Annotated in this window: 21 protein-coding genes and 1 pseudogene; 7 read left to right on the top strand and 15 right to left on the bottom strand. The window is 55.3% G+C overall.

Translation table 11 applies throughout. From position 1 onward, the window contains the following. The first annotated feature begins 139 nt into the window (after nt 1-139). Both AC3WQH_RS19290 and AC3WQH_RS19295 read left to right on the top strand, forming a co-directional pair. On the top strand, nt 140-445 hold the full coding sequence (locus tag AC3WQH_RS19290; protein WP_005835555.1) for a hypothetical protein: 306 nt from the start codon (nt 140-142) through the stop codon (nt 443-445). A gap of 113 nt (nt 446-558) precedes the next feature. Then, nucleotides 559-687, top strand: coding sequence for a putative holin-like toxin (locus tag AC3WQH_RS19295; protein WP_206740896.1), 129 nt, complete (start codon nt 559-561; stop codon nt 685-687). A 374-nt stretch (nt 688-1,061) separates the two neighbouring features. Here the strand turns inward: AC3WQH_RS19295 and pdxR are convergent, their stop codons facing one another. The 6 genes and pseudogenes from pdxR to AC3WQH_RS19325 all read right to left on the bottom strand — a co-directional run bounded on the left by pdxR (nt 1,062) and on the right by AC3WQH_RS19325 (nt 8,056). Next, entirely contained in the window at nt 1,062-2,441 is a 1,380-nt protein-coding gene (gene pdxR / locus AC3WQH_RS19300; RefSeq protein WP_005835559.1) for a MocR-like pyridoxine biosynthesis transcription factor PdxR, read from the bottom strand. Nucleotides 2,442-2,510: 69 nt separating this feature from the next. After that, nucleotides 2,511-3,590 (bottom strand): annotated as a pseudogene (locus AC3WQH_RS19305) (MFS transporter); the annotation flags it as partial. Nucleotides 3,591-3,626: 36 nt separating this feature from the next. Next, the gene (locus tag AC3WQH_RS19310; protein ID WP_025845752.1) at nt 3,627-4,214 is read right to left on the bottom strand and encodes a TetR/AcrR family transcriptional regulator; all 588 of its coding nucleotides are present in this window, start codon (nt 4,212-4,214) and stop codon (nt 3,627-3,629) included. A gap of 158 nt (nt 4,215-4,372) precedes the next feature. Then, the gene (locus AC3WQH_RS19315) at nt 4,373-5,401 is read right to left on the bottom strand and encodes an NADH:flavin oxidoreductase/NADH oxidase (protein ID WP_005834020.1); all 1,029 of its coding nucleotides are present in this window, start codon (nt 5,399-5,401) and stop codon (nt 4,373-4,375) included. Nucleotides 5,402-5,911: 510 nt separating this feature from the next. Beyond that, nucleotides 5,912-7,015 carry a citrate synthase/methylcitrate synthase gene (locus AC3WQH_RS19320; protein ID WP_026558284.1) on the bottom strand — a complete coding sequence of 368 codons (1,104 nt, stop codon included), beginning with the start codon at nt 7,013-7,015 and terminating at the stop codon, nt 5,912-5,914. Nucleotides 7,016-7,138: 123 nt separating this feature from the next. Then, a complete protein-coding gene (locus AC3WQH_RS19325; RefSeq protein WP_005834015.1) occupies nt 7,139-8,056 on the bottom strand; it encodes a LysR family transcriptional regulator in 918 nt (305 codons plus the stop codon). A 287-nt stretch (nt 8,057-8,343) separates the two neighbouring features. On the opposite strand from AC3WQH_RS19325, the gene AC3WQH_RS19330 reads away from it, so the two are divergent. After that, nucleotides 8,344-9,990, top strand: coding sequence for a DUF6583 family protein (locus tag AC3WQH_RS19330; protein ID WP_005834013.1), 1,647 nt, complete (start codon nt 8,344-8,346; stop codon nt 9,988-9,990). A gap of 53 nt (nt 9,991-10,043) precedes the next feature. Here the strand turns inward: AC3WQH_RS19330 and AC3WQH_RS19335 are convergent, their stop codons facing one another. From AC3WQH_RS19335 to AC3WQH_RS19350, 4 genes are all read right to left on the bottom strand, one after another. Further along, nucleotides 10,044-10,490: a metal-dependent hydrolase gene (locus AC3WQH_RS19335; RefSeq protein WP_237716571.1), complete on the bottom strand. Its 447-nt coding sequence runs from the start codon at nt 10,488-10,490 to the stop codon at nt 10,044-10,046. Between the two features lie 51 nt (nt 10,491-10,541). Continuing rightward, nucleotides 10,542-10,904, bottom strand: coding sequence for a cupin domain-containing protein (locus AC3WQH_RS19340; protein ID WP_005834010.1), 363 nt, complete (start codon nt 10,902-10,904; stop codon nt 10,542-10,544). 157 nt (nt 10,905-11,061) lie between these two features. After that, the gene (locus AC3WQH_RS19345; protein WP_327953338.1) at nt 11,062-11,634 is read right to left on the bottom strand and encodes a periplasmic substrate-binding domain-containing protein; all 573 of its coding nucleotides are present in this window, start codon (nt 11,632-11,634) and stop codon (nt 11,062-11,064) included. Beyond that, the gene (locus AC3WQH_RS19350; RefSeq protein ID WP_492332209.1) at nt 11,619-12,884 is read right to left on the bottom strand and encodes an ABC transporter substrate-binding protein; all 1,266 of its coding nucleotides are present in this window, start codon (nt 12,882-12,884) and stop codon (nt 11,619-11,621) included. The genes AC3WQH_RS19345 and AC3WQH_RS19350 overlap by 16 nt, the downstream gene beginning before the upstream one ends. Nucleotides 12,885-12,986: 102 nt before the next feature. Between AC3WQH_RS19350 and AC3WQH_RS19355 the strand changes: the two genes are divergently transcribed. After that, entirely contained in the window at nt 12,987-14,234 is a 1,248-nt protein-coding gene (locus tag AC3WQH_RS19355; protein WP_448792478.1) for an MFS transporter, read from the top strand. Between the two features lie 221 nt (nt 14,235-14,455). On the opposite strand, the gene AC3WQH_RS19360 is transcribed toward AC3WQH_RS19355, so the two are convergent. The 5 genes from AC3WQH_RS19360 to AC3WQH_RS19380 form a co-directional block, all read right to left on the bottom strand. Continuing rightward, nucleotides 14,456-16,144: a methyl-accepting chemotaxis protein gene (locus AC3WQH_RS19360; RefSeq protein ID WP_429776663.1), complete on the bottom strand. Its 1,689-nt coding sequence runs from the start codon at nt 16,142-16,144 to the stop codon at nt 14,456-14,458. A 187-nt stretch (nt 16,145-16,331) separates the two neighbouring features. Next, nucleotides 16,332-16,913 carry an ATP-dependent Clp endopeptidase proteolytic subunit ClpP gene (gene clpP, locus AC3WQH_RS19365; RefSeq protein ID WP_025845767.1) on the bottom strand — a complete coding sequence of 194 codons (582 nt, stop codon included), beginning with the start codon at nt 16,911-16,913 and terminating at the stop codon, nt 16,332-16,334. Between the two features lie 40 nt (nt 16,914-16,953). Next, nucleotides 16,954-17,217 carry a hypothetical protein gene (locus AC3WQH_RS19370; RefSeq protein ID WP_026558292.1) on the bottom strand — a complete coding sequence of 88 codons (264 nt, stop codon included), beginning with the start codon at nt 17,215-17,217 and terminating at the stop codon, nt 16,954-16,956. Next, a complete protein-coding gene (locus tag AC3WQH_RS19375; RefSeq protein WP_197187082.1) occupies nt 17,214-17,807 on the bottom strand; it encodes a helix-turn-helix domain-containing protein in 594 nt (197 codons plus the stop codon). The genes AC3WQH_RS19370 and AC3WQH_RS19375 overlap by 4 nt, the downstream gene beginning before the upstream one ends. 156 nt (nt 17,808-17,963) lie before the next feature. Further along, on the bottom strand, nt 17,964-18,731 hold the full coding sequence (locus AC3WQH_RS19380; protein ID WP_492332210.1) for an MBL fold metallo-hydrolase: 768 nt from the start codon (nt 18,729-18,731) through the stop codon (nt 17,964-17,966). Nucleotides 18,732-18,853: 122 nt separating this feature from the next. Here AC3WQH_RS19380 and AC3WQH_RS19385 point away from each other — a divergent pair, with 122 nt between their 5' ends. From AC3WQH_RS19385 to AC3WQH_RS19395, 3 genes are all read left to right on the top strand, one after another. Continuing rightward, nucleotides 18,854-19,267, top strand: a complete 414-nt coding sequence (locus AC3WQH_RS19385; RefSeq protein ID WP_026558294.1) for an Lrp/AsnC family transcriptional regulator — start codon at nt 18,854-18,856, stop codon at nt 19,265-19,267. Nucleotides 19,268-19,365: 98 nt separating this feature from the next. Further along, nucleotides 19,366-19,653 (top strand): hypothetical protein, encoded by a 288-nt coding sequence (locus AC3WQH_RS19390; RefSeq protein ID WP_007780905.1) that lies wholly within the window; start codon nt 19,366-19,368, stop codon nt 19,651-19,653. A 26-nt stretch (nt 19,654-19,679) separates the two neighbouring features. Further along, nucleotides 19,680-19,814, top strand: coding sequence for a hypothetical protein (locus AC3WQH_RS19395; RefSeq protein WP_005833986.1), 135 nt, complete (start codon nt 19,680-19,682; stop codon nt 19,812-19,814). Nucleotides 19,815-19,936 lie beyond the last annotated feature (122 nt).

The raw sequence follows: 19,936 nt of genomic DNA on the forward strand, positions 1-19,936 counted from the left end.
TAGCCTATATTGGGGACATGAAGGTACAAGCTGGTATGACGACAATCGCTGGTTCTGAGTAACGAACGTCAGTCGGCCCGCTCCAATGAAGGGTGGGCTGGCTAGTACCATGCGGAAAGGGAAAGGCAGGTGGTCATGCATGAAAAAGTATGTAGCCATGTGCTGTTTGTCAGTCGTATATACTTTTTTTGGAGAAATGCTCGTATTTTTGCTAGCCGATCCCCATGCCCTTGGCGATACTACTATTTATCACTTTTTGAAAAATGGTTATTACATCATGGGGTTTGTTATTGTCGTGTGGACTGTGAAAGTGATATATAGGAAAGGTTTTCATAGAAATAAAAAGGAGCTTGTACTCGATTATGCGATATATGCTGTGATGGTTATGTTGGCGTACACTTGCACAAATATTGTAATTGATAGGTATTTTGCGCATTTGGTCTGATAATACTTGGGGCCAGTCTGGATCGCTCTTTGCCGCTGGCGGATTTCTTCTTTCAGCCGTTCAAAGCTGAGTTAGATGGTCGGCTCATCTCCCGCGTCGGAAACGGAAGGAGCGTGGGAGCGTGGCAAGTACGTCCTGAAACGCTTTCGCTCATGCTCCAGTTTGGCGGTTTTCTTGTCGGACTGTTGAGCCTTGTCGTAGCAATCGTCGTTGCCCTGACCAAACGAAATGACCGCCCTTAAAGCTTTGACAGGCTAAGGCGGTCATTTTGTCAGTCGTGCAATAAACTTGAGCCGATCCCCTGAAAGGGGCCGTCTTGTACTGCCGACATAGTGTTCCCGCACCGTGTCGGTTTCTTTTTAGTGTTCCCGTTGCATCAGTCGAAATACTGATAACTTTTCTATTTCCATCCTAGCACCCTTCCCGCTTCACTGACAACGGGCTTTGGAGATCGGCTGGCCTTTGAAGCAGATTGTCCCGTCCAGATCGAATATAAATCTCATCTCGTGTTTGTCCCCTTTGCTTTGTCGCTTTCTTGTCCATCATAGAGGGTCAAGGGCCACTGCTTGAAGGGACAGATGGAACAAGGTGAGCGGGACAGAAAAAAAGGGTACAGTCACCCGAACCAGGCAGAAGCGAGCAGGCGAATGCCTTCCTCGATCTCCTGCTCGCTCAAAGCGCCGTACCCAAGCAATACCGTCGCATACTGCCGCGTGTCATGCACCCAGTACCTTGCTGTTCCGTACACCTTCACGCCGCACCGCGCAGCACGCTCCATCCACTCCGCTTCGCTGCCCTTTTTCTGCACGGTCAAAAAAGCGTGCAGTCCCGTGTCCTTCCCTTCCACTTCCACGCGCTCGCCCATCCAGCGGGAGACGGCCTGAAGAAATGCCTTGCGCTTGTCAGCGTAGCTTTTGCGCATGGCCTGCACGTGCCTGTGCCAATAGCCGTCCGACAAATATGCAGCCAAAGTCAACTGATCGAGCCTGGAAACGGGTTGATCGTATTCCGGCACCCGCTGGTGAAAGCGCGCCAACAGCTCATACGGCAGGACGAGATAGCTGACGTTGCAGACAGGCAGCAGCGCTTTGGACAGGCGTCCGATGTAGACCACCTTTTGCGGAGACAGGCTCTGGATCGCGGGGAGAAAGCTTTCCTCGTACTTGAACTCCCACTCGTAGTCATCCTCCACGATATACGCCCGGGACTGCACCCATTCGCTCAACGCATGCCGTTTTTCGAGCGGCATGACCAGCTTGTGGATGAACTGCTGCGACGGACTCACGTACATGACATCGGCCCCGCTATCGACCAGCTCCTGCATAGAAACGCCGTCCGCTCCAAGCGATATCCCCCGCACCTGATAGCCGCCGTTTGCAAACGTGTTTCGCGCCCCGTCATAGCCGGGGTTTTCCACGCCGATGACCTGCTTTTCCCTGTCCAGCAACTGAACGAGAACCGACACAAGCTGCTGTGGAGTCGCGCCGACGATGATCTGCTCCGGCGCAGCCGCGACTTTGCGCGTCTCGTGCAGCAGCTTCACCAGCTCTTTGCGCAGGGCAAACTCGCCCTGTGGCTGCTCCTCGACCATATAGCGCTGCTGGTGGTCAGCGATTACGCGGTTGCGAAGTTTGTTCCACTGCTGAAACGAAAAACGCCCCAATTCGATATCGCCGTAGCGAAAATCTATGCGAATGTCCGCCGCTTGCGCTTCCCCCGGACTTGCGGCTGGCGTGATCGAAGGACGCTCTGCCTGATACACGACCTGGTAGCCTTTTTTCGGGATGCTCCTGGCGTAGCCTTCCGAGACGAGCAACTGGTATGCGACTTCCACCGTATTTTTGCTGACGCCAAGCGATTGCGCGCAACTGCGGATCGAAGGCAGAAATTCCTCGTCCTGCACATGGCCGTGCCTGATTTCGTCTTTTAGATAATGATAAATTTGCGTAAAAAGCGGTTCCTTTTCACGAAACCGGATGGCAGACAGCTCCCGCAAACCGCCTCCCCTTTTCCAGCCGTCCTTTTTTCCTTAGTCTACCATACTGGCCGTTTTGGGGGATTCGCTTCAACTGTTGGCCTGCAAGCCGGAGCTACGGGTTTTGCCGAAGCGGAAATAGTAGAACAGGAAAATCAGCGCGTGCAAAGCGGCAAGCACCAGGTAGATATTGCTGTAAACAAAGCCGGCCGGATACGGGTTCACAGGATTCCACTGGGTCGTTGCGCCAAGATCAATCACTTTACTGTAAATCCCCGAAGCAATCCCCATGGAGATGAAGTTCAGCATCGAAAAAATCCCCCTCCCTACTCCCGCCTGCTCCTTCGCCAAGGTTGCGGAAATCGAATTTGCCAGCGTAATTTGCATGAACGACTGGCCCACATTGCCAAAGATCAAAAAGCAGGCAATCCCGATGACCGCTATGCCCGTAAAAGTAGAGAGCAGTCCGAAGCAGACGAGCAGCAAGCCGGACGCCAGAAAAAACAGGTACGCGTTCCCTTTCCGGTCTGCGAGCTTCCCGCCCACTCTGCCGAGAAGCGCCGAGGCAACGGCTGCCGGGACCATGACAAAGCCGATCCAGTTTGTCGACAGCTCTTGCACGGACGAAAGCAGCAGCGGGCTGACGTAGTACAGCGAGATCCCCATTCCGTTGATAAGAACCGCGAGTACAAGTCCTGCCGTGTAGCGTTTGTTGGCAAAAATTTTCGGCTGCACAAACGGATCGGCAGCCCGGCGAATCCGCACGATGAACAGCGCCAGTGTAAGCAGGCTGCCAAGTAGGAACCACCACGTACCGTTCGTGACTCCGAGAAGGAACAGCGCGACCGAAACGCCGAGCAGAGCGCCGCCCAGCCAATCAAAAGACCCGCGCGAGAGCGTATCTTCCTCTGCCAAATATTTGCGGTAAAACGGCAGCGGCGCGAGAATCAAAAGCGGCACGGCGAACAGCCAGCGCCAATGCGCAAAGCTGACGATGAGCGCCGACAGCACAGGCCCAAGCGCCCCGCCGAGCGCCAGCCCGACTGCCGTCATGCCCAGTACGGAGCCACGCCTCTCTGGCGGGAAATAACGGACGGGAATGAGCATCGCCGTAGCCGGAATGGCCGCCGCCCCTGCCGCCTGCAAAATTCTGCCGAAGAGCGCCAGCGCAAACGATTGCTGACTGACATTCGCTTGATAAAAAAACTAGGGAGTCAACGCCCTAGCAAAAATCTCCACGCTTTCCGCGATCAGCGCCTCCAGCGAGACACCCGAAAAGTTGTCCGGCCCATCCAGATTGTTCATGAACGCTCCGAAGTTCATCATCATGAAAGCCGTTGCCTGTGCCTCCGGGTTGGTTCGAACCATTTTGCCCCTTTTGCCCATCTCTGCGAAGTAATTCGTCAACCCGGTCAAAAGCTGGCGGGGATGCTTTTGCGTGCGCTCGCGGAAGCCTGGCAGTTGTCCTTCGTCTTTGATGCTGATCCAGATCATTTTCCGGTTTCGGTTCATCAGCTCATGGTACGTCCGGCTGACCAAAAGCAGGTCTGCGCGCAAATCCCACACGAGCCGCTCCGCAAACAGCTTTGTCATCTCCTCCGTATAATGAAAACGGTCAAAAGCGCTCTCCAGCAGATTGCGCTTGCTGCCGAACTGGCGGAACAGCGTCTTTTCACTCAAACCTGCCGCGGCCGCGATTTCTTGCGTCGTGACACCGTTGTAGCCTTTTTCCGCGATAAGATCAATGGCTGCCATCATCAGTCGTTCACTGCTGCTGAGACGATTGCTGTCCATGCTTCCCTCATCCTCAAAAACGACTGTCAGTACTGACTGACATTTATCTTATACGTCTTTCCAGGTTGTGTAATCCCTGCACAAGAAAAAGGGCTTCCCCCCATGTCCGCCACATCGCGGCATGAAAGGTTGCCCCGCTTTCTTCTGAAAAATGTCATTTAGAACGCGCGCGCATACTGCTTGGGCGGCTGGGCTTCTTCAGCCGACAGCGCGTGGATTGCATGCAGCGCCCAGTACGGATCGCGCAGCATGCCGCGGCCTACTGCAACCAAATCCGTGTCGCCGTTGCCAATCACTGCTTCTGCCAGCTTCGGATCGTCGAGGTTCCCTACCGCGATGACCGGAACATCGAGCGCCTGCTTGATCGCCCGGGCAAGCGGAACCTGATAGCCAGGGTGGATTCCCGGACGTCCGCCGGAGCCGATCGGGCCCTCGCCGCCACTCGACAGGTGGAAAATGTCGACGCCTGCTTCCTTGTATCTGCGGCACAGCTCTGTGCTGTAGTCCAGGCCGTATCCGCCATCTACGTATTCCACGGCAGAGACGCGCATGATGAGCGGCATGTCTGCTGGAATCACTTCTTTGATGGCGGCGATGACTTCCACGCCAAACAAAGCTTTGTCGCGTCCGTACTCATCTTCCCGCACGTTTGTCAGTGGGGAGTGGAACTGGTGGATCAAGTAGCCGTGAGCGCCGTGAATCTCTATCGTGTCCATGCCTGCTTCCACCGCGCGTCTTGCCGCTTCCTGAAACTTGACGACCATCGCTTTGACTTCTTCTGTGGTCAGTGCTCGCGGCGTTTTGTAGCGGGAGCCTGGAAACGCAATCGCGGATGCAGACACGGGAACTTCCGCGTCTTCCGCTTTGCGGCCCGCATGCCCGATCTGGATGCCGATTTTCGCGCCGTATTTGTGAACTTCCGAGACGATTCGCTTGTACGCGGGAATCTGCTCGTCGGACCACAGTCCGAGGTCGTAGTTGGAAATGCGGCCGTCCGGCTCTACGTCTGTCATCTCTACGATGATGAGGCCTGTGCCTCCTACCGCGCGGGACACGTAATGAACGAAGTGCCAGTCTGTCGGCGTACCGTCCTGCGCTTCCACGGAGTATTGGCACATCGGCGGCATGACTACGCGATTTTTCAAGGTCAATCCTTTGAACTGAAACGGGGTAGACAACAAAGCCATTTGTTCCACTCCTTACTTTTTTTCATTATCATGCCAAAAGTTAGCGTGCTCTGCAATCCCTTGGCTGCACTTTGGGGATTTTCTGGTGGGGCGGTTGGAAAAGGTCAGCATGGTTTGTTTTGTCGGTGCTTTTGTTGGGGGAAGGAATGAGACGAGATGGCTGGAGCTTCTTGGGATACCCGCTGGGGGTTAGACTGCCCGGTCTCCCTTCATTTAACGCGTTTTCCCTCCACCCATACGAAGCAGACAGCCCCAACTCCCTTACCGGAAGCCAAAGCACCTAAACCGTTTCCTCTTATTTTCTCCGTCCATCGCTACGACCACAATTAACCGTCAGCGCACGGTGTCTCGCTTACGAAAACTGCCGTCTTATCACCTCACCTGCACAAGCAAGCCCTGCCTGATCTGACCCGGCGTACAGCCTTGCCCCAACTCATTTCTGCAGCAAAAAAAGCCACCCGCGCCAACGGATAGCTTTTCTCCAAAACAAAAGACAAGACGCCTTCTCTATTATTCCGGCATGGTGCCGATGTAATTCGATTGAGGACGGATGATCCGGTTTTTCGCGGCTTGCTCCAAAATGTGAGCGGTCCAGCCAACCACGCGGCTGACGGCGAACGTCGGCGTGAACAGGTTGTCGTCCAGCCCTACCGCGCGCATCACTGCGGCGGCAAAGAACTCGACGTTTGTATTGAGCTTGCGGCCTGGCTTGTATTCTTCCAGCAGTTGCAGGCCGACCTTTTCTACGTGTGTCGCGAGGTCAAACCACGGATCGTTGGCCGACAGCTCGGAAGCGACGACGCGCAAAGCGGTTGCCCGCGGGTCGACGGTTTTGTAGACGCGGTGTCCGAATCCCATCAGGCGGCCGCCGTTTTCCAGCTTGTTGCGAATCCACGGCTCCGCGTTTTCCTTCGTGCCGATCGCTTCGATCATCTCGGTCACTTCGGACGGAGCGCCACCGTGCAAAGGACCTTTCAAGGTGCCGATGGCCGCCGTAACCGCAGAAATCAGGTCAGACTCTGTAGAGCTGACGACGCGGCCTGCGAAGGTAGAGGCATTCATGCCGTGCTCCTGCGTCAAAATCAGGTACGCATCCAGCGCCCGCACATGAGCCGGATTCGGCTTTTCCCCTTTTAACATGTACAGGTAGTTTGCCGTGTGATCCAGCTCCGGATTCGGGTCGAGCGGCTCGCGGCCTTCCAGACAGGCGAAGCGGTACGCGACAATCGTCGGCATTTTCGCTGCCAGCGCGATGACCTCATCAATGGTTGGCGGGAAGCCGTGGGAGGAACTGCCCAGAGCGGAAACACCCGTGCGCAGCACGCTCATCATATCGACATCTGCCGGAATCAGCTTCAGGATTCCTTTGACATGTTCCGGCAGTTCGCGGTTTGCTTTGAGCTTGTTCTTCAATTCTGTAAGCTCCTGCTCGCTTGGCATATGTCCGAACCAGAGCAGGTGTGCGACTTCTTCAAATGTGTGATGAATAGCGAGATCGCGTGCCCAATGCCCGCGGTAAACAAGCAGTCCGTTAATTCCATCGACCAGGCTCAGGTCTGTTTCTGCTACGGCGATTCCATCCAGACCAATTGCCAAAGGATGTTGTTTTGTCATGATCGCCACTCCTTTTTCATCTCTTTTCCCTCCAGTATATCGATTATCAATATGAAAGGGAAATAGAATTAAAACCCGCTATTAATCACATTTCGTAATCATTCGGGTTTGCAGCAGCCCAAGCTATGCCTTGCTTCCTCCTTGCATGACCGGAGACATCGGCGGATACAGCGCCTGCAAAATCTCCATGAAGTGCTTCGCAGGCTCGCTGATCCCGGCTTTGGGCACGAGCAGGTAGGAGGCGACCTTTGGCAACACAAGTCCCGGCGTAGGCAGCTCGATAAAGCGATTTTCGAACAAATCCCGGCTCACGGCCGAACGTGGCAAAAAAGAGACGCCAAGCCCGTCTTCAATGAAGCGTTTGGTAATGTCCACCTGCGAGACAGCCATCGTGCGCAAGGCCAGCCCTCTCTGGCGCAAAAGCAGCAGCAGCTCGTCCCAGTAGCCCGGGTGATTGTGGGTCAGCAAACGGTTGGACTGCACCTCCTGCTCCCAATCGGGCAGCGGTGCGTCTATGTCCCCGCCGCTGTGCGGTACCGCAAATACAACCGGGTCCTCGTACAGCATGTACGTGTCCAACTGGAACTCTCCGGGCACCATCCGGGTCAGTCCCAGGTCTACTTGTCCACTCTGAACCAGCGGGCCGATCTCGACGGAGTCGGCAATTTTGATCGAGATGTCGACATCGGGATACTGCCTGGTAAAACGGTGAAGCAAATGGGAGAAGCGGGCACGGGCAATGATCGGCGAGACTGCCACCTGGAGCTTTTCCCGATACCCTTGGCGCCACGCCTGCAAATCCTCCATGCTGTGGTGCCACTGTTCCAAAAGCCCTTTTGCATGCGGCAGATAGCGCTTGCCTGCTGCCGTCAGCCGAACGCGCTTGCCGACGCGTTCAAACAGCTTGATCCCCAGCTCCTTTTCCAATTGCCGGATATGTTGGCTGACAGTGGGCTGAGCGATAAACAACGCCTCAGCCGTCTGATGAAAATTTTCGGTTGTAGCCGCCACCAGAAACGTTTGCAGCACGCGAAAGTCCACACGATCTCCTCCTATCCATCTCTTGTCTCTATAGCCCCCAAAAACCTGCTTGTACCATCCATTTTCGTCGATTCCCACCGAAAACGAAAGAAAGGATCAGACAAAACGGTCCCAGGGTGAATTTGCATAACAGCCTGCCCTATTTTTGGGTCTTTCTTCCTCTTTTTTGAAATATTTTACTGGAAATCACTTTCATCCATCCTCCTTATGGTACAATACAAAATCGAGTGCGAAAAACCATTTGCATTCGCACGCCAAAGAGAGATAGTCACAAAGGGGAGGAACTCATGGAAACCACAACAAACGTGAACCCGCCACGCAAAAGCTTGAAAAAGCCGCTGTTAATTGCCGGAGCGGCTGCTGTCGTAATTTTGGGCGGGCTTGGAACAGCCTACGCCAAATTCGACTTGTTCAAAAGCGCGAAAACGATCTACCTGCAATCCGAAGCTGAGAGCATGCTGAAGTTCTCATCTGACATGTCCAAGGCTTATGGGGAATACGAAGACTACATGAAGCCATATCTGGAAAAACCTGTACACTCCACTACGGAGCTGTCTGACATTACAGTAGATGCTGCCCTCCCGGACCCGCAAGCCCAGAAGGTACTCGAACTGTTGAAAAGTGCAAAAATTGTGATGCAAAGCAACATCGACGAGCAAAAAAACCAGCAGCAAGGCAACTTCGAAGTCCATCTCAAGGACAAGAAGCTGGCTACTATTGAATATTTCCTGAACGACACCCAGTTCGGTTTCCGTCTGCCTGAGTTTTACTCCAAGTATGGCTATATGGATTTGAAAGACCGCGATGCGCTCAACCAAAAGTTCGGCCAAGAGCTGCCGAAGCGCTTCCTCACTTATCGTGACCTGATGGAAGCTGTCCGCATCAGCCAGGATGAAGTGAAAAGCACGCTGACGCCTTACGCGATGCTGTACGCGGAATCGATCAAGGACAGCCAGGTGACCATCAACAAGGACGCTTCCTTCACGGAAGAAGGCTTCAAGGAAAGCGCGCGTGAAATCACCGTAACCTTTACCGAAGAAGAAGCGAAAGCCCTCGCAACGAAGCTCGCGGAGAAGGCAAAAGCGGACCAAAAGCTGTTTGACCTGATCTACACCCGCTACCACAATGTTTCGACATTGATGGCTGACAGCGGCTACGCCGTAGAGGAAATTTCCAAGGAAGAATTCAAGAAAAACTACGACCAAGGCTTCGACGACTTGCTGAAAGACATCAACGACTCCACTACAGAAAGCAAGGAACAGCTCAAAATGGTCGTGCTCGTAGACGGCGATCACCAAATTCTGTCCCGCAAGCTGATGTTTACCGGAAAAGACAACAAGGAAGAGCAACTGTTCTTCAGCGGCATCGCTTACCAAAAAGGCGCAGACAGATTCTATCGCTACGCCCTGCACAATCCGGAAGACCCGAAAAACGGCGAGCTGTCCTACACGTACAAAGCGACCGAGCAAAACGGCAAAACAAACGGCAAGCTGAGCGTGATGGTCAAAGACAACGAGCAGCCTGCTCTGGATCTGGCTACCACGTTCGAATCCGTGAAGGAAGGCCAAAAAGTAACAGGCAAATACGACTTCGCTCTCGTCGTAGCGGATGAATACTCCGAGCCAGTCGCTTTGAACGGGAACATCACCGTATCCGAAACGACGACAGACAACGGCCGCGATTCCGATGGCAGCGTGAAAATCAACTTCGACAATCCGACTCCTGACATGCCAAAAGGATTCAGCCTGAAAGTGAAGTCCAAGCAAGAATTCGGAAAAGCGCTGGAGATTCCGGCGATGACGGCTGATAATGCCATCAACCTCGCAAACCTCACCGACGAGCAAATGATGGAAATTCAGCAGGAAGCAGGAACCGCAGCGCAAAAATTCATGCAAGAAAACGCCGAGCTGGTGCAGCAATTCATGATGCCGTAAGCCGCGCACCTGCGATAAGCAAAGAACCCTGTCCACAAGGCAGGGTTTTTTTTCTACCGATATCCCATGTAGATGATGAATCCGATCGCCGCGTAAAAGACGAGCCGGTCTACCGTGCGATAGAGCGTCTTCGACAGCCGCAGGCCGATCCACCCCGTCCGCAGCGGCCAAAAAAGCTGAATACGCCCCACCAGCATATCGCTGACCAGATGCGACAGCACCCCCCAAAGAGCAGCCCAGCCCGCTGGCGTATCGCCCCAAAAAAGGGCCGGCAGCAGCAGGATGACCCAGGAATGAGTGATCGTCCGGTGGCCCAGTCCTCTTTGCAGCATTTTCGAAAAAGGGCCGAAAAGATGCCCCAGCTTGCTTCGCGCCTGATCGATATCCGGCACCAGCGCCATCGTGGCTCCAATCACGCTGCCCTCCCAGGAGGGGTACGCCCAGTAGCCCGCGATTGCGCCCAGAAGCATGTGTGTCTTCCACGTCATTTGCTGTTTCACACCGACTTTCCAAGATGTTCTCGTTCGCTTTTGCCCAGTTGGCGTGAAGAGCTATGCTTCCAAGAGCGGCATGAAACTTTGCGGATCGAGCCGCTCGCCTTCGATGACGATCGCCGTCATGCCGGACTCGGTTCCCGATTCGTGCCCTTCTCCCGTCTCCCAAAAAGCCGCCTGTCCCGCCTGAATCGGAATGCGCTGGTCATCCTCTCCCCGCACCCAGCCTTCTCCGCTGACCACGAGAAAAAGCTGCGGGCAAACAGCCGGATGGTAGCCCACTACTCCGCCAGCCTGCAGATGAATGCAGCCGATGGACACTGGCTCGTCTGTGCGCACGATACGGGAAAACACAGCGCTGACAGAATCAAAACGTTCGATCTCCTTGCCTGCCTGTCTGTCGAACCGGAAACGTTTCATAGCCTCTCCCCCAGCTTTTGTCATTGAACCCCTATCTTAGCGCAATTGCCGCCTCGCGGACAGACTCCGATTTCCCTCAGCTTTATGTTATAATAGAAGCAGGAGGAACTAGCCAATACACCTCCTCTTTTTTATGCCCGCGCGCATGCGTGTTCCGTCAATCTGTACCGGCAGCATGCTCCTGTTTGAACCAGATGTCTTTGTAGTTGGCCTGTCCGAGCGCATTCAGCGAGACTCCGGCAAGCGCCGAGTTGTAGACCGAATGCTGCCGCGTATGGTACAGGTACAAGAGAGCCGATTGCTGTTCGAGCAACTGCTCGATATCGCGCAGCCTCCTTTGCTGGCACTCCCCGGACTGCTCCTCCATCAACTGCTCCAGCTCGCGGTCGATTTGCTCGCGCAAGGCCGGACTCCACAGTTGACGCACAAAGCTGATATCCGAACGGAAAAACTCGACCATGCCCAAAATCCACTGTTCATCAAAAACTTCGCCCGCCAAAACGAGATCGGCTTGCCGCAACACGTCCGGCTTTTTCAACTCCTCGATCGGCACGACAGTCACCTCTACATCCACGCCGCATTCCGCCAAATGCCGCTGTACCCACTCCGCGTTGTTTTCGTTTCCCGCTCCTTCGTATGTAAACAGCTTCAAGCACTCTCCGCGGTAGCCGCTTTGCATGACGGCAGTCCGTTTTTTCTCGCAGCTCTGCTCGGCTAACGCTGGCTCCACTCCGGCGACCTCGGGGAAAAAGCTGAAGGCACGCCCGTAACGATTTCCGCGATCATTTGCTTGCGCGAAAGGATGCGATCGAGCGCCTGGCGGAAAGCGGGAATTTGCTGCGGTCCTTGCCGATTCAGGTTAAAGGCGAGATAAGTCGCTCCCCGCTCTACCTGCTTCAGCTCCTGCCATCTGCCCAGCGGCTTCGGCATGCTCCACGCTGTCTGGAAGTGCACCTCTTTCGCTGTGGCGAAAAATTTTTCGCTGCGCTTGTCGAATGGCGGCACCACCCAGATTTCCACCCGATCCAAATGGGCCCTCCCGAGAAAATAAGTCGGAAATGCCTCCAGCACAAACATCTGCTCGTCGTTTTCCACCAGGTGAAAAGGCCCGCTCCCGACTGGCAGACGGCTGTACTCTTCCCCTTTTTGCTGCACCACGTCCCAAGGAACGATGGACAGCCGATCCGAGGCCAAATAGGCGGGCAGCAAACAGTTTGGGCGGCGCAGCTCGATTTGCAGTACGGTGTCCCGCAGCGCAGTCATGCGCACGACATCCTGCAGCATCCACCAATACGGCGATTTCGTCTTTGGGTCAGCTACCCGCTCCAGCGTCCAGATCACATCATGAGCCGTAAGCTCGCGCCCGTGATGGAAAGACACGCCTTTTCGCAAATAAAACGTCCAGCTCGTCCCGTCCTCATTCGTCTCCCAGTAATGGGCCAGGTGCGGCTTGTACGTGTTTTGCTTCTCGTCGTACCGAATGAGCGTATCGAAAATTTGCCTGACCATGTGCGATTCGGTCCGTCGGTTGACAAACGCCGGGTCGAGAAAAGGAATTGTCCGGTAAAAGGCCATGCGCAGCGTGTCCAATGTGCGCGTTTCCACTGTTTGACTGCGAAAGCCAAACTGACCGGAGAGCCAGTCGAAAAAGCGTTCCCTGCCCCTTGCAGACAGCTCCGACTCATGGAGAAGCTGCATGGCCCGCTCCAGGTCGCCGTGCTGGATATGCGCCTTGGCGAGCGGGATGACGATCTGCTCCGCACTGCGCACGAAGACGAGCCGCGATCCTCGCCCGCGCCCCCGGCCCGGCATCCACTCAATCCAGCCTTGCTCCGAGAATTGCTTCAAAATGTTTTTGACATTGCGAACCGTACAGCAAAAAATCTCGGCCAACTCGCTCAACGTAATCTCCAGCGCCTCGCCCTCCGGCCTGTCGGCAAAATGCTGGCGCAAGCGCAAGTAATGATAAACAATCTGCATCGTCCGCTCACTCTTTTCGTTAAAAGGGGAACTTGTTCTCTTATTACTCTACCCTTTTTCTTCCCCTTTTTCCAACTACAATGGAGTACAAAGAGGGGGGTTATGATGTCCATGCTGGTCAGCCAAACAAAACCGAAGGCCAATCCGCAATCGCCGCAGAGCGCCTCGCTCTGGCGCAACCGGCCGTTTCTCGTCCTGTTTTGCACCTCGACTTTGCTCGCTTGCGGCAGCAAAGTGTACGAACTCGCCTTGCCGCTTATTTTGTACGACATGACCCAGTCACCCGTGGCGATGACGACGATGAAAAGCATCGAGTTTTTGCCCAATTTGCTGCTCGCCATGTTCATTGGCGTATGGGTCGACCGCTTTTCCAAAAAGCGCTGGTCGCAATGGATGGTGTTCGGGCAAATGGTGCTGCTGTTTTTGCTGTACGGCTTGTCAGCGGCGGGGCAGGCCCAGATCATGCACTACTACGTGGCCGGATTTTTGCTGATGGCCCTGCACTACGGCTTTCAAAATGCCCGGGTCAGCATGCTCAAGCAGGTTGTCCCCACACCGCTGCTCACCTCGGCAAACGCCCGCTTTTCCTTCATGACTACGTTCATCGAGATCATGGGTCCGGCGCTCACGGGCTTTATCCTGCTGCTCGCCAGCCTGCACGCGGGTTTGTTGATTACAGGCTTCGCCTATTTGCTGGCTTTTGTCGCCATCTCGTTTCTGGAAAAGACCGATACGCCCCCGGCGCCAAAAACAGGCTTCTGGCAGGAGCTGAAGGCCGGCTGGATCGAGCTTTTGCGCAATCAGGCGCTGTGGCGCATCAGCCTGCTCGTCATTTTTCTCAACGCGACTTCCGGCATGTACGACGCGATGATTATTTTCTTTGCCAAAGACCAGTTGCGGCTGGACACGTCTACGCTCGGGCTGGTTCTGTCCGCGGCCGGTCTCGGCGGCCTTGTTGGCAGCTCGGCGGTAGCCTCCCTGCGGCGGCGCTTTCCGATTGGGCAGTTGATGGGCACGACGATTTTGTTGCTCGGCTTCTCCTACCTGCTCATGGTTTTTGCCAGCAGTACGTGGTTGCTCTGTCTGTCGCTGTTTCTCACCGGGCTGGTTTCTACCGTTGAAAATGTGTGCATCTGGACGTTTCGCCAGGAGACTACCCCGGCCCATTTGATCGGGCGGATCAGCGGCATTACCGGCTCCATCTTCAAGCTGGGCATCGTCTTTTCCATCTACGGCTCCGGCTTCATGACGGTATCGTTCGGCCCGTGGGCGGTATTTCTCGCCGCAGCCGTCGGCAATGGGCTGATTTTTTTGCTCTATCGCAAGCTCGCCCTGTGGCGGCTGGCATGATTGCGGGCAGCGAGGCTCAGGGGGGTGGGGGTGCTTTCCGGCTTTCTTGGCTGGCTCGGCCCTCTCCGCTGGCCCAACTCTATCAGCTTGCCCCGCCCCCTCAGCTTACCCGACTCTCTCCGCTGTCCCGGCTCCCTCGTCGTCTTGCCCGTCAAAAAAGCCACCCGCAGGTTGTTCACGCCTGCAAGTGGCTTTTCCGCTTTCCAGCTACTCCCTTATCCTCACGCCTTGAAACGGCTGATTAACTTCTCCAAATCCTCTGCGAGATTGGCCAGCGAGGCCGCCGAAGAGTGGATTTCCTGCATGGAGGCCAACTGCTGTTCGGTGGCGGCGGACACATCCAGCGTCCGTGTCACGGCCGTTTGCGTGACGGAGGCGATCAGTTCCATCGACGACGCGACTTTTCCTGTGCTCTCGGTCAGGGCGCGGGAAGCGGCCGAGACATTTTCCACGTCGTTTGCCACGCCGACAACGGCATCGCGAATGTGCGAAAAGACTTCGCCTGCCTGCGCTACGCCCTCCATCCCGGCCGCCACTTCTTGCGAGCCTTTTTGCATGGACGAGACTGCTTCGAGCGTCTCTGCGCGTATGGCCGTAACCAGTTGCGTGATCTCCTGAGCGGACGCGGAAGCCTGCTCGGCCAGCTTTCGCACTTCATCGGCGACAACCGCAAAGCCTCTGCCCTGCTCACCCGCCCGTGCCGCCTCGATCGCGGCATTGAGCGCCAGCAGGTTCGTCTGACCAGCGATTTGCGTGATGACCTCGACAATTTGCCCGATTTGCTCGGAACGGCTTCCCAGTCCGCTGACTGCATGCGCAAGCTGCTCCATAGTCTCGCCTACGCCATTCATCTGCTCCACCGCAAGCTGAACCGTCCGGGTTCCGCCAGTAGCCAGCTCTGAGGCGTTCATCGCGGCAGCGGAAACGTTTTGGGCGCGGGCGGCAATACGCTCGATGCCCGCAGCCATTTCCTGCACTTCCTTGTCGCCCTCTTCTACTTGATGCGACTGTGTGTCCGCACCTGCTGCCATTTCCTGAATCGTTTCTGCGATCTGCTCGGTCGCTTTGCTCGTCTGCTCCGAGCTGGCCGTCAACTGCTCTGCCGCCGCCGCTACCTGCTGGGCGTGCCCGCGAATGAGCGAAACGAGCTGGCGCAGATTCGCCAGCATCCGATTGAACGACGCAGCTAACTGTCCGATCTCATCGTTGGATGATACCGTAAGCTCATGGGTCAGGTCACCTTCTCCGTCCGCTATGGCCGCAAGCTGGGCATTCACCCGGTTCAGCGGACGAATGATCGCCCGAACCAGCAGTCCCCCGATTACGAAAGCGATGAGAAAGCCCGCGACACTAAACGCAATCTGAATGTTCACAGACACAGCTTCCTGCGCTGCCAGCTCCTGCGTGTCCGCCTCTTTTTCCTGGCGCACGTCCTCCATCAGTCCGCTCACCGTCGAGTCGAGCGTCTTCCGCGATTGGCGCTCGATGCCGAAATGATGGCTCAGCGCCTCTTCCCGCTTGCCTTGGTCAAGCGCTTCTACCGCTTTGTTGCTCGCCGCCAAATATGCCTCGTATAGCTGCTGCGCTTTTTGCAGCGTCTCTTTTTGCTTGGCGGTAATGTCCTCATACTCGTTCATTTTTTGGAACAAGGCTTCCACTTTGCCCGCCTTTTCCTTCAGTTCCTCGCGAAATTCCTCGTCTCCGGTGAGCAAATACCCGCGCTCGTCATTGTTTCGGCCCGTGATCGTAAACTGCATCTCCCGCAAGTCGGTCAAAAGGTCCCCGTCATCGAGCATTTCTTCATAAGCAGCTTTCAATGTTTTCGTATGAATATACATATATGTACCTGAGCTAAACATGATGGCCAAAATCACGCCAAAAGCGAGAATAAATTTCGTTCTAATCTTCATCAGAGCGCCTCTTTCTGTCGAAATAAACAAATTTATGTCGAAAATACTCGGCTGCCACCCTTTTTCTTTCCCCGTCGCCATCGGTCCTAAACTAGTCGGAAAATTCATGCACCATTGCTTGCCAAAAAGAAAAAGCACCCGCGGAGCAGTCCGTGGATGCGTTGCAAGCATATGATCTTTTTATCGGCTACAGCTTTTCGATTACTTTATCAATCAAGCCGTATTCAAGCGCTTCGGCTGCCGACATGAAGTAGTCGCGGTCGGCATCTTTTTCGATTTTCTCGACTGGCTTGCCTGTACGCTCCGAGATAATCGAGTAGAGCATGCTGCGATGCTTGAGGATTCGCTCTGCGGCGATCTTGATGTCGCTCGCCTGCCCCTGGCTGCCGCCCCACGGCTGATGAATCATGACTTCCGCGTTTGGCAGGGCGTAGCGTTTGCCCGGCGCTCCCGCTACCAGCAGCATCGCGCCCATGGAGGCCGCCATTCCCGTGCAAATTGTGGACACGTCCGGGGCGACGAACTGCATCGTGTCGATGATCGCCATTCCCGCTGTCACCGAGCCGCCAGGCGAGTTGATGTACAGATGGATGTCTTTTTTCGGGTCTTCCGCCGCAAGAAACAGCAGTTGGGCCACCACCGCATTCGCAACCTGGTCGTCAATGGCGCTGCCCAGAAAAATGATGCGGTCTTTCAGCAAACGGGAGTAAATATCGTACGAACGCTCTCCATAACTCGTCTGCTCCACCACTACCGGAATCAGATTCATGCAAAACCCTCCTTTATTATTTGTTCACGGATGGAATGGATTACGCTGCCAGCCTCATGCTGTTGGCCTGTGGCGTCGCAACAGCCGCCTTGCTTTTGCCAAACCCGGAGGAGACTTGCGTGACGATAGCCGGGTTGTCGCTTGGCCCCACTGTCCACGCGGTCACAGCGGCTTCCCTGTCGACAGCGTCACTGCCGCCGTCTCTCGCAGGCAGCGCAATGACATTGCCCCGCTTTGATTCGGTCCGACTTTCCCACACGACGACTGGCCTTGGTTGGCCTGCTGCTTTGGCTTCAGCCTTCATGACTGATCGCCTCCTTCTTTTGGATAAACCGCGAGAATGACCTGATACGTCTCCTGCCCCTGCGCTGCTGTCTGATACTTTTTGACCAACTGATTCACCAACTGCACGTATTCCTCGACAAAAGCGCTCCGCTCCTCCGCGCTGGCGAGGCGAATGCTGGTATCGAGTGTGGCACTCGGAATTTCTTTTTCCTGATCCGAGCGCTCCAGCAAGAACAGGGCATCGCGCTTGATCCGCTCCGCCGTATGGATCAAATGCGACAAAGCCCCCTGGTCCTTCATCTGCTGCACCGTGTCGTTTGCCCAGTTCAGCCCTTCGGAGAGCACGTAAGTCCGGGCAATCGCCAAATACAGCACCTCGACCAGATTGCGAACCTGCCGACTGCCCACCCGTCTGACCAGCCCGACTTTTTCCAGCGCCTTCAAGTGATAATTGACGCGCTGCGGAATCTCATTGATTGCCCGCGCCACTTCCGCCGCCGAAGCAGGCTCCACCAGTCGGCTCAAAATCTCCGCCCGGAGCGGATTCAGCAGCGCCATCGCCTGCTCCGGCGTCTCGACGATATACGTATCCAGTTGTTCGTGCGCCACAACAACACCTCATGACATTAATCATTTACGTAAAAACAGTTTATTACATGAGATTCGATTTGTCAAATGCTGGACAAGCCCGAAAAAGGACCGTACGAAAAAAAGCAGCTCCGCCCGTTCGCGAAGCTGCTGTATCTGTCTTTTTCCGTCGGGATTTTACCGGGGAGCAGGGTAGGCGATTCTCTCTCCATCTGCGGGTATCCGCACGCGGTCCTGAAGCTTTCTTTTCGCCAAAAACTTATGCAGCTCGGCGCGTGACAACAGGCAGTGATTCCACGTCTCCATGTGCGCAACGAACAGGTGGCTGTCCGGTGCGGCGGCCGCTACAAGAGCGATGTCCTCCCCCGTCATGGTGATCGGATCGCCCGTCAAAAACCGGGCCGCTCCGGCAAACACGACAATCACTTCGGGAGCAAACCGCCCGATGGCCTCCTCCACCTCGGCGCACCAGACCGTATCCCCTGCCACGTACAGCGTCGGCTCGCCAGGTGCCTGCAACACAAAGCCGGACACTGGCCCCATCTGTTTCCCGATCTCGCCTGTCCCGTGCCTTCCGCCTGTGCGGTAGAGGCGAATCCCTTGCCATTCCTGCTCGCCTTCGATCGCGTTTACATGGGAAAAGCCCTCCTGGTGCAGCATGTCCGCATCCGGCGGCTGGCAAAAAACAGGCAGGTCGGCGGGCAGCAAGCGGAGTGCTTTTTCGTCCAGATGATCTCTGTGCGTATGCGTCACCAAAACCGCCTCCACACCATCCAGCACTTCTTCCGTGGAAAAAGGCAGCTCCACCAGCGGATTCGCTCGCTGATGCGGCGTATTTGGCACAGCAGACAGCTCCCCCGCCGCGCTGAACATCGGGTCGATCAAAAACGTGCGGCCGCCGTAGGTCACTTTGAGCGTAGCATGTCGAACAAGTTGGATGTGCATGTCTTCTCTTTCCTCCAATCGCAGGCGTATAATCGTGGTAACTTGCTTTTATTGTAAAAGACGCACGCAGGTAGCCGCGAAACAAATCCGGCGCCTCACTTTCACCGCGAAAGGAGATTTTCATGCTCGACCAAACCGACCATGCCATTCTGGCTTTGCTGCGTCAAAACAGCCGTCTTTTGTGGAAAGACATCGGCGAGCAGGTCCATCTGAGCGGGCAAGCCGTCGGCAACCGGATCAGAAGACTGGAGGAGCAAGGCGTCATTATCGGCTACACGACCATCGTCGACGAGGCAAAGCTGACTCCTTCGCTCACCGCGATGGTCACGATGTTCATGAAGACGACCGACCATTCGCGCTTTGCCCGCTTCGTCGCAAGCCGCAGCGAAGTCATCGAAGCTCATCGCATTAGCGGGGAAGGCTGCTACACGCTGAAAATCAACGTCGCGGACCACACCGCCTTAAACCGCTTTTTGGACGATCTCCTGCCCTTTGGCAACTACCGCGTCAACCTGTCTATCGGCCAACTCAAATAGTGCAGCGATTGTGACCAGAAGCAATCTCCCTTCTTTTACGTATTGCCTGATGATGTGAACAAGAGTAGAATGATGGGTACGAAAGGAGGGGAATCGCCATGGAAGATATGCTGTTGCTGCTTTCGCTGGAGGATTTCTTCGCCTTGCTCGCCCTTTTTGTGGGCTGCTTTACGTCTGCTTTTTGTCTCAGACGTTGTCATCGCCCGCAAATACAGGCGTTTCGTTGGAGTTCCAGTGACACCTATCGACCTTCCATCAATCCTTGCCTGGTTGAGACTTATCCGATGGCAGCAAGGCAACCGCTGCGCTTCCGCATGCTCCGGCGCGCGCGGCATGCGAATGGCGACAAGGATACATACCGCTCCCTTTTGGATCTGGCTGTTTGAACAAAATCCAAAAGGAGGTAGATCATATGATCGCCAAGTACATCGGAGAAGCTTTGTTGTTTGTGGTAGGTTTGCCGCTTTTCGCTTACCAGACCGGAGAAAGCCTGCACGCTTTGGCAGACGCTTTCGCGCAAATGTCCGATTTCGTTAACTGGAAATAAGCACGCCGTTTTTGGGCGGAAAAAAGTAATAAGCCTGGCTGTCTGTGGTCATAGCCCCGTCAAGTAGACACTAAAAAAAGACGCTATCTTAAGCGGCGATCGATTCCCGGTATTGGACTGGG

Source organism: Brevibacillus sp. FW301-21C12A (assembly GCF_058788915.1).

Excerpts from the sequence above, each read along its gene's own strand:
- AC3WQH_RS19380 (WP_492332210.1), bottom strand. The coding sequence starts at position 18,731 with ATGCACATCCAACTTGTTCGACATGCTACGCTCAAAGTGACCTACGGC.
- AC3WQH_RS19290 (WP_005835555.1), top strand. The coding sequence starts at position 140 with ATGAAAAAGTATGTAGCCATGTGCTGTTTGTCAGTCGTATATACTTTT.
- AC3WQH_RS19340 (WP_005834010.1), bottom strand. The coding sequence starts at position 10,904 with ATGAAACGTTTCCGGTTCGACAGACAGGCAGGCAAGGAGATCGAACGT.
- AC3WQH_RS19370 (WP_026558292.1), bottom strand. The coding sequence starts at position 17,217 with ATGAAGGCTGAAGCCAAAGCAGCAGGCCAACCAAGGCCAGTCGTCGTG.
- clpP (WP_025845767.1), bottom strand. The coding sequence starts at position 16,913 with ATGAATCTGATTCCGGTAGTGGTGGAGCAGACGAGTTATGGAGAGCGT.
- AC3WQH_RS19360 (WP_429776663.1), bottom strand. The coding sequence starts at position 16,144 with ATGAAGATTAGAACGAAATTTATTCTCGCTTTTGGCGTGATTTTGGCC.
- AC3WQH_RS19355 (WP_448792478.1), top strand. The coding sequence starts at position 12,987 with ATGATGTCCATGCTGGTCAGCCAAACAAAACCGAAGGCCAATCCGCAA.
- AC3WQH_RS19330 (WP_005834013.1), top strand. The coding sequence starts at position 8,344 with ATGGAAACCACAACAAACGTGAACCCGCCACGCAAAAGCTTGAAAAAG.
- AC3WQH_RS19315 (WP_005834020.1), bottom strand. The coding sequence starts at position 5,401 with ATGGCTTTGTTGTCTACCCCGTTTCAGTTCAAAGGATTGACCTTGAAA.
- AC3WQH_RS19395 (WP_005833986.1), top strand. The coding sequence starts at position 19,680 with ATGATCGCCAAGTACATCGGAGAAGCTTTGTTGTTTGTGGTAGGTTTG.
- AC3WQH_RS19310 (WP_025845752.1), bottom strand. The coding sequence starts at position 4,214 with ATGGACAGCAATCGTCTCAGCAGCAGTGAACGACTGATGATGGCAGCC.
- AC3WQH_RS19385 (WP_026558294.1), top strand. The coding sequence starts at position 18,854 with ATGCTCGACCAAACCGACCATGCCATTCTGGCTTTGCTGCGTCAAAAC.
- AC3WQH_RS19390 (WP_007780905.1), top strand. The coding sequence starts at position 19,366 with ATGGAAGATATGCTGTTGCTGCTTTCGCTGGAGGATTTCTTCGCCTTG.
- AC3WQH_RS19350 (WP_492332209.1), bottom strand. The coding sequence starts at position 12,884 with ATGCAGATTGTTTATCATTACTTGCGCTTGCGCCAGCATTTTGCCGAC.
- AC3WQH_RS19320 (WP_026558284.1), bottom strand. The coding sequence starts at position 7,015 with ATGACAAAACAACATCCTTTGGCAATTGGTCTGGATGGAATCGCCGTA.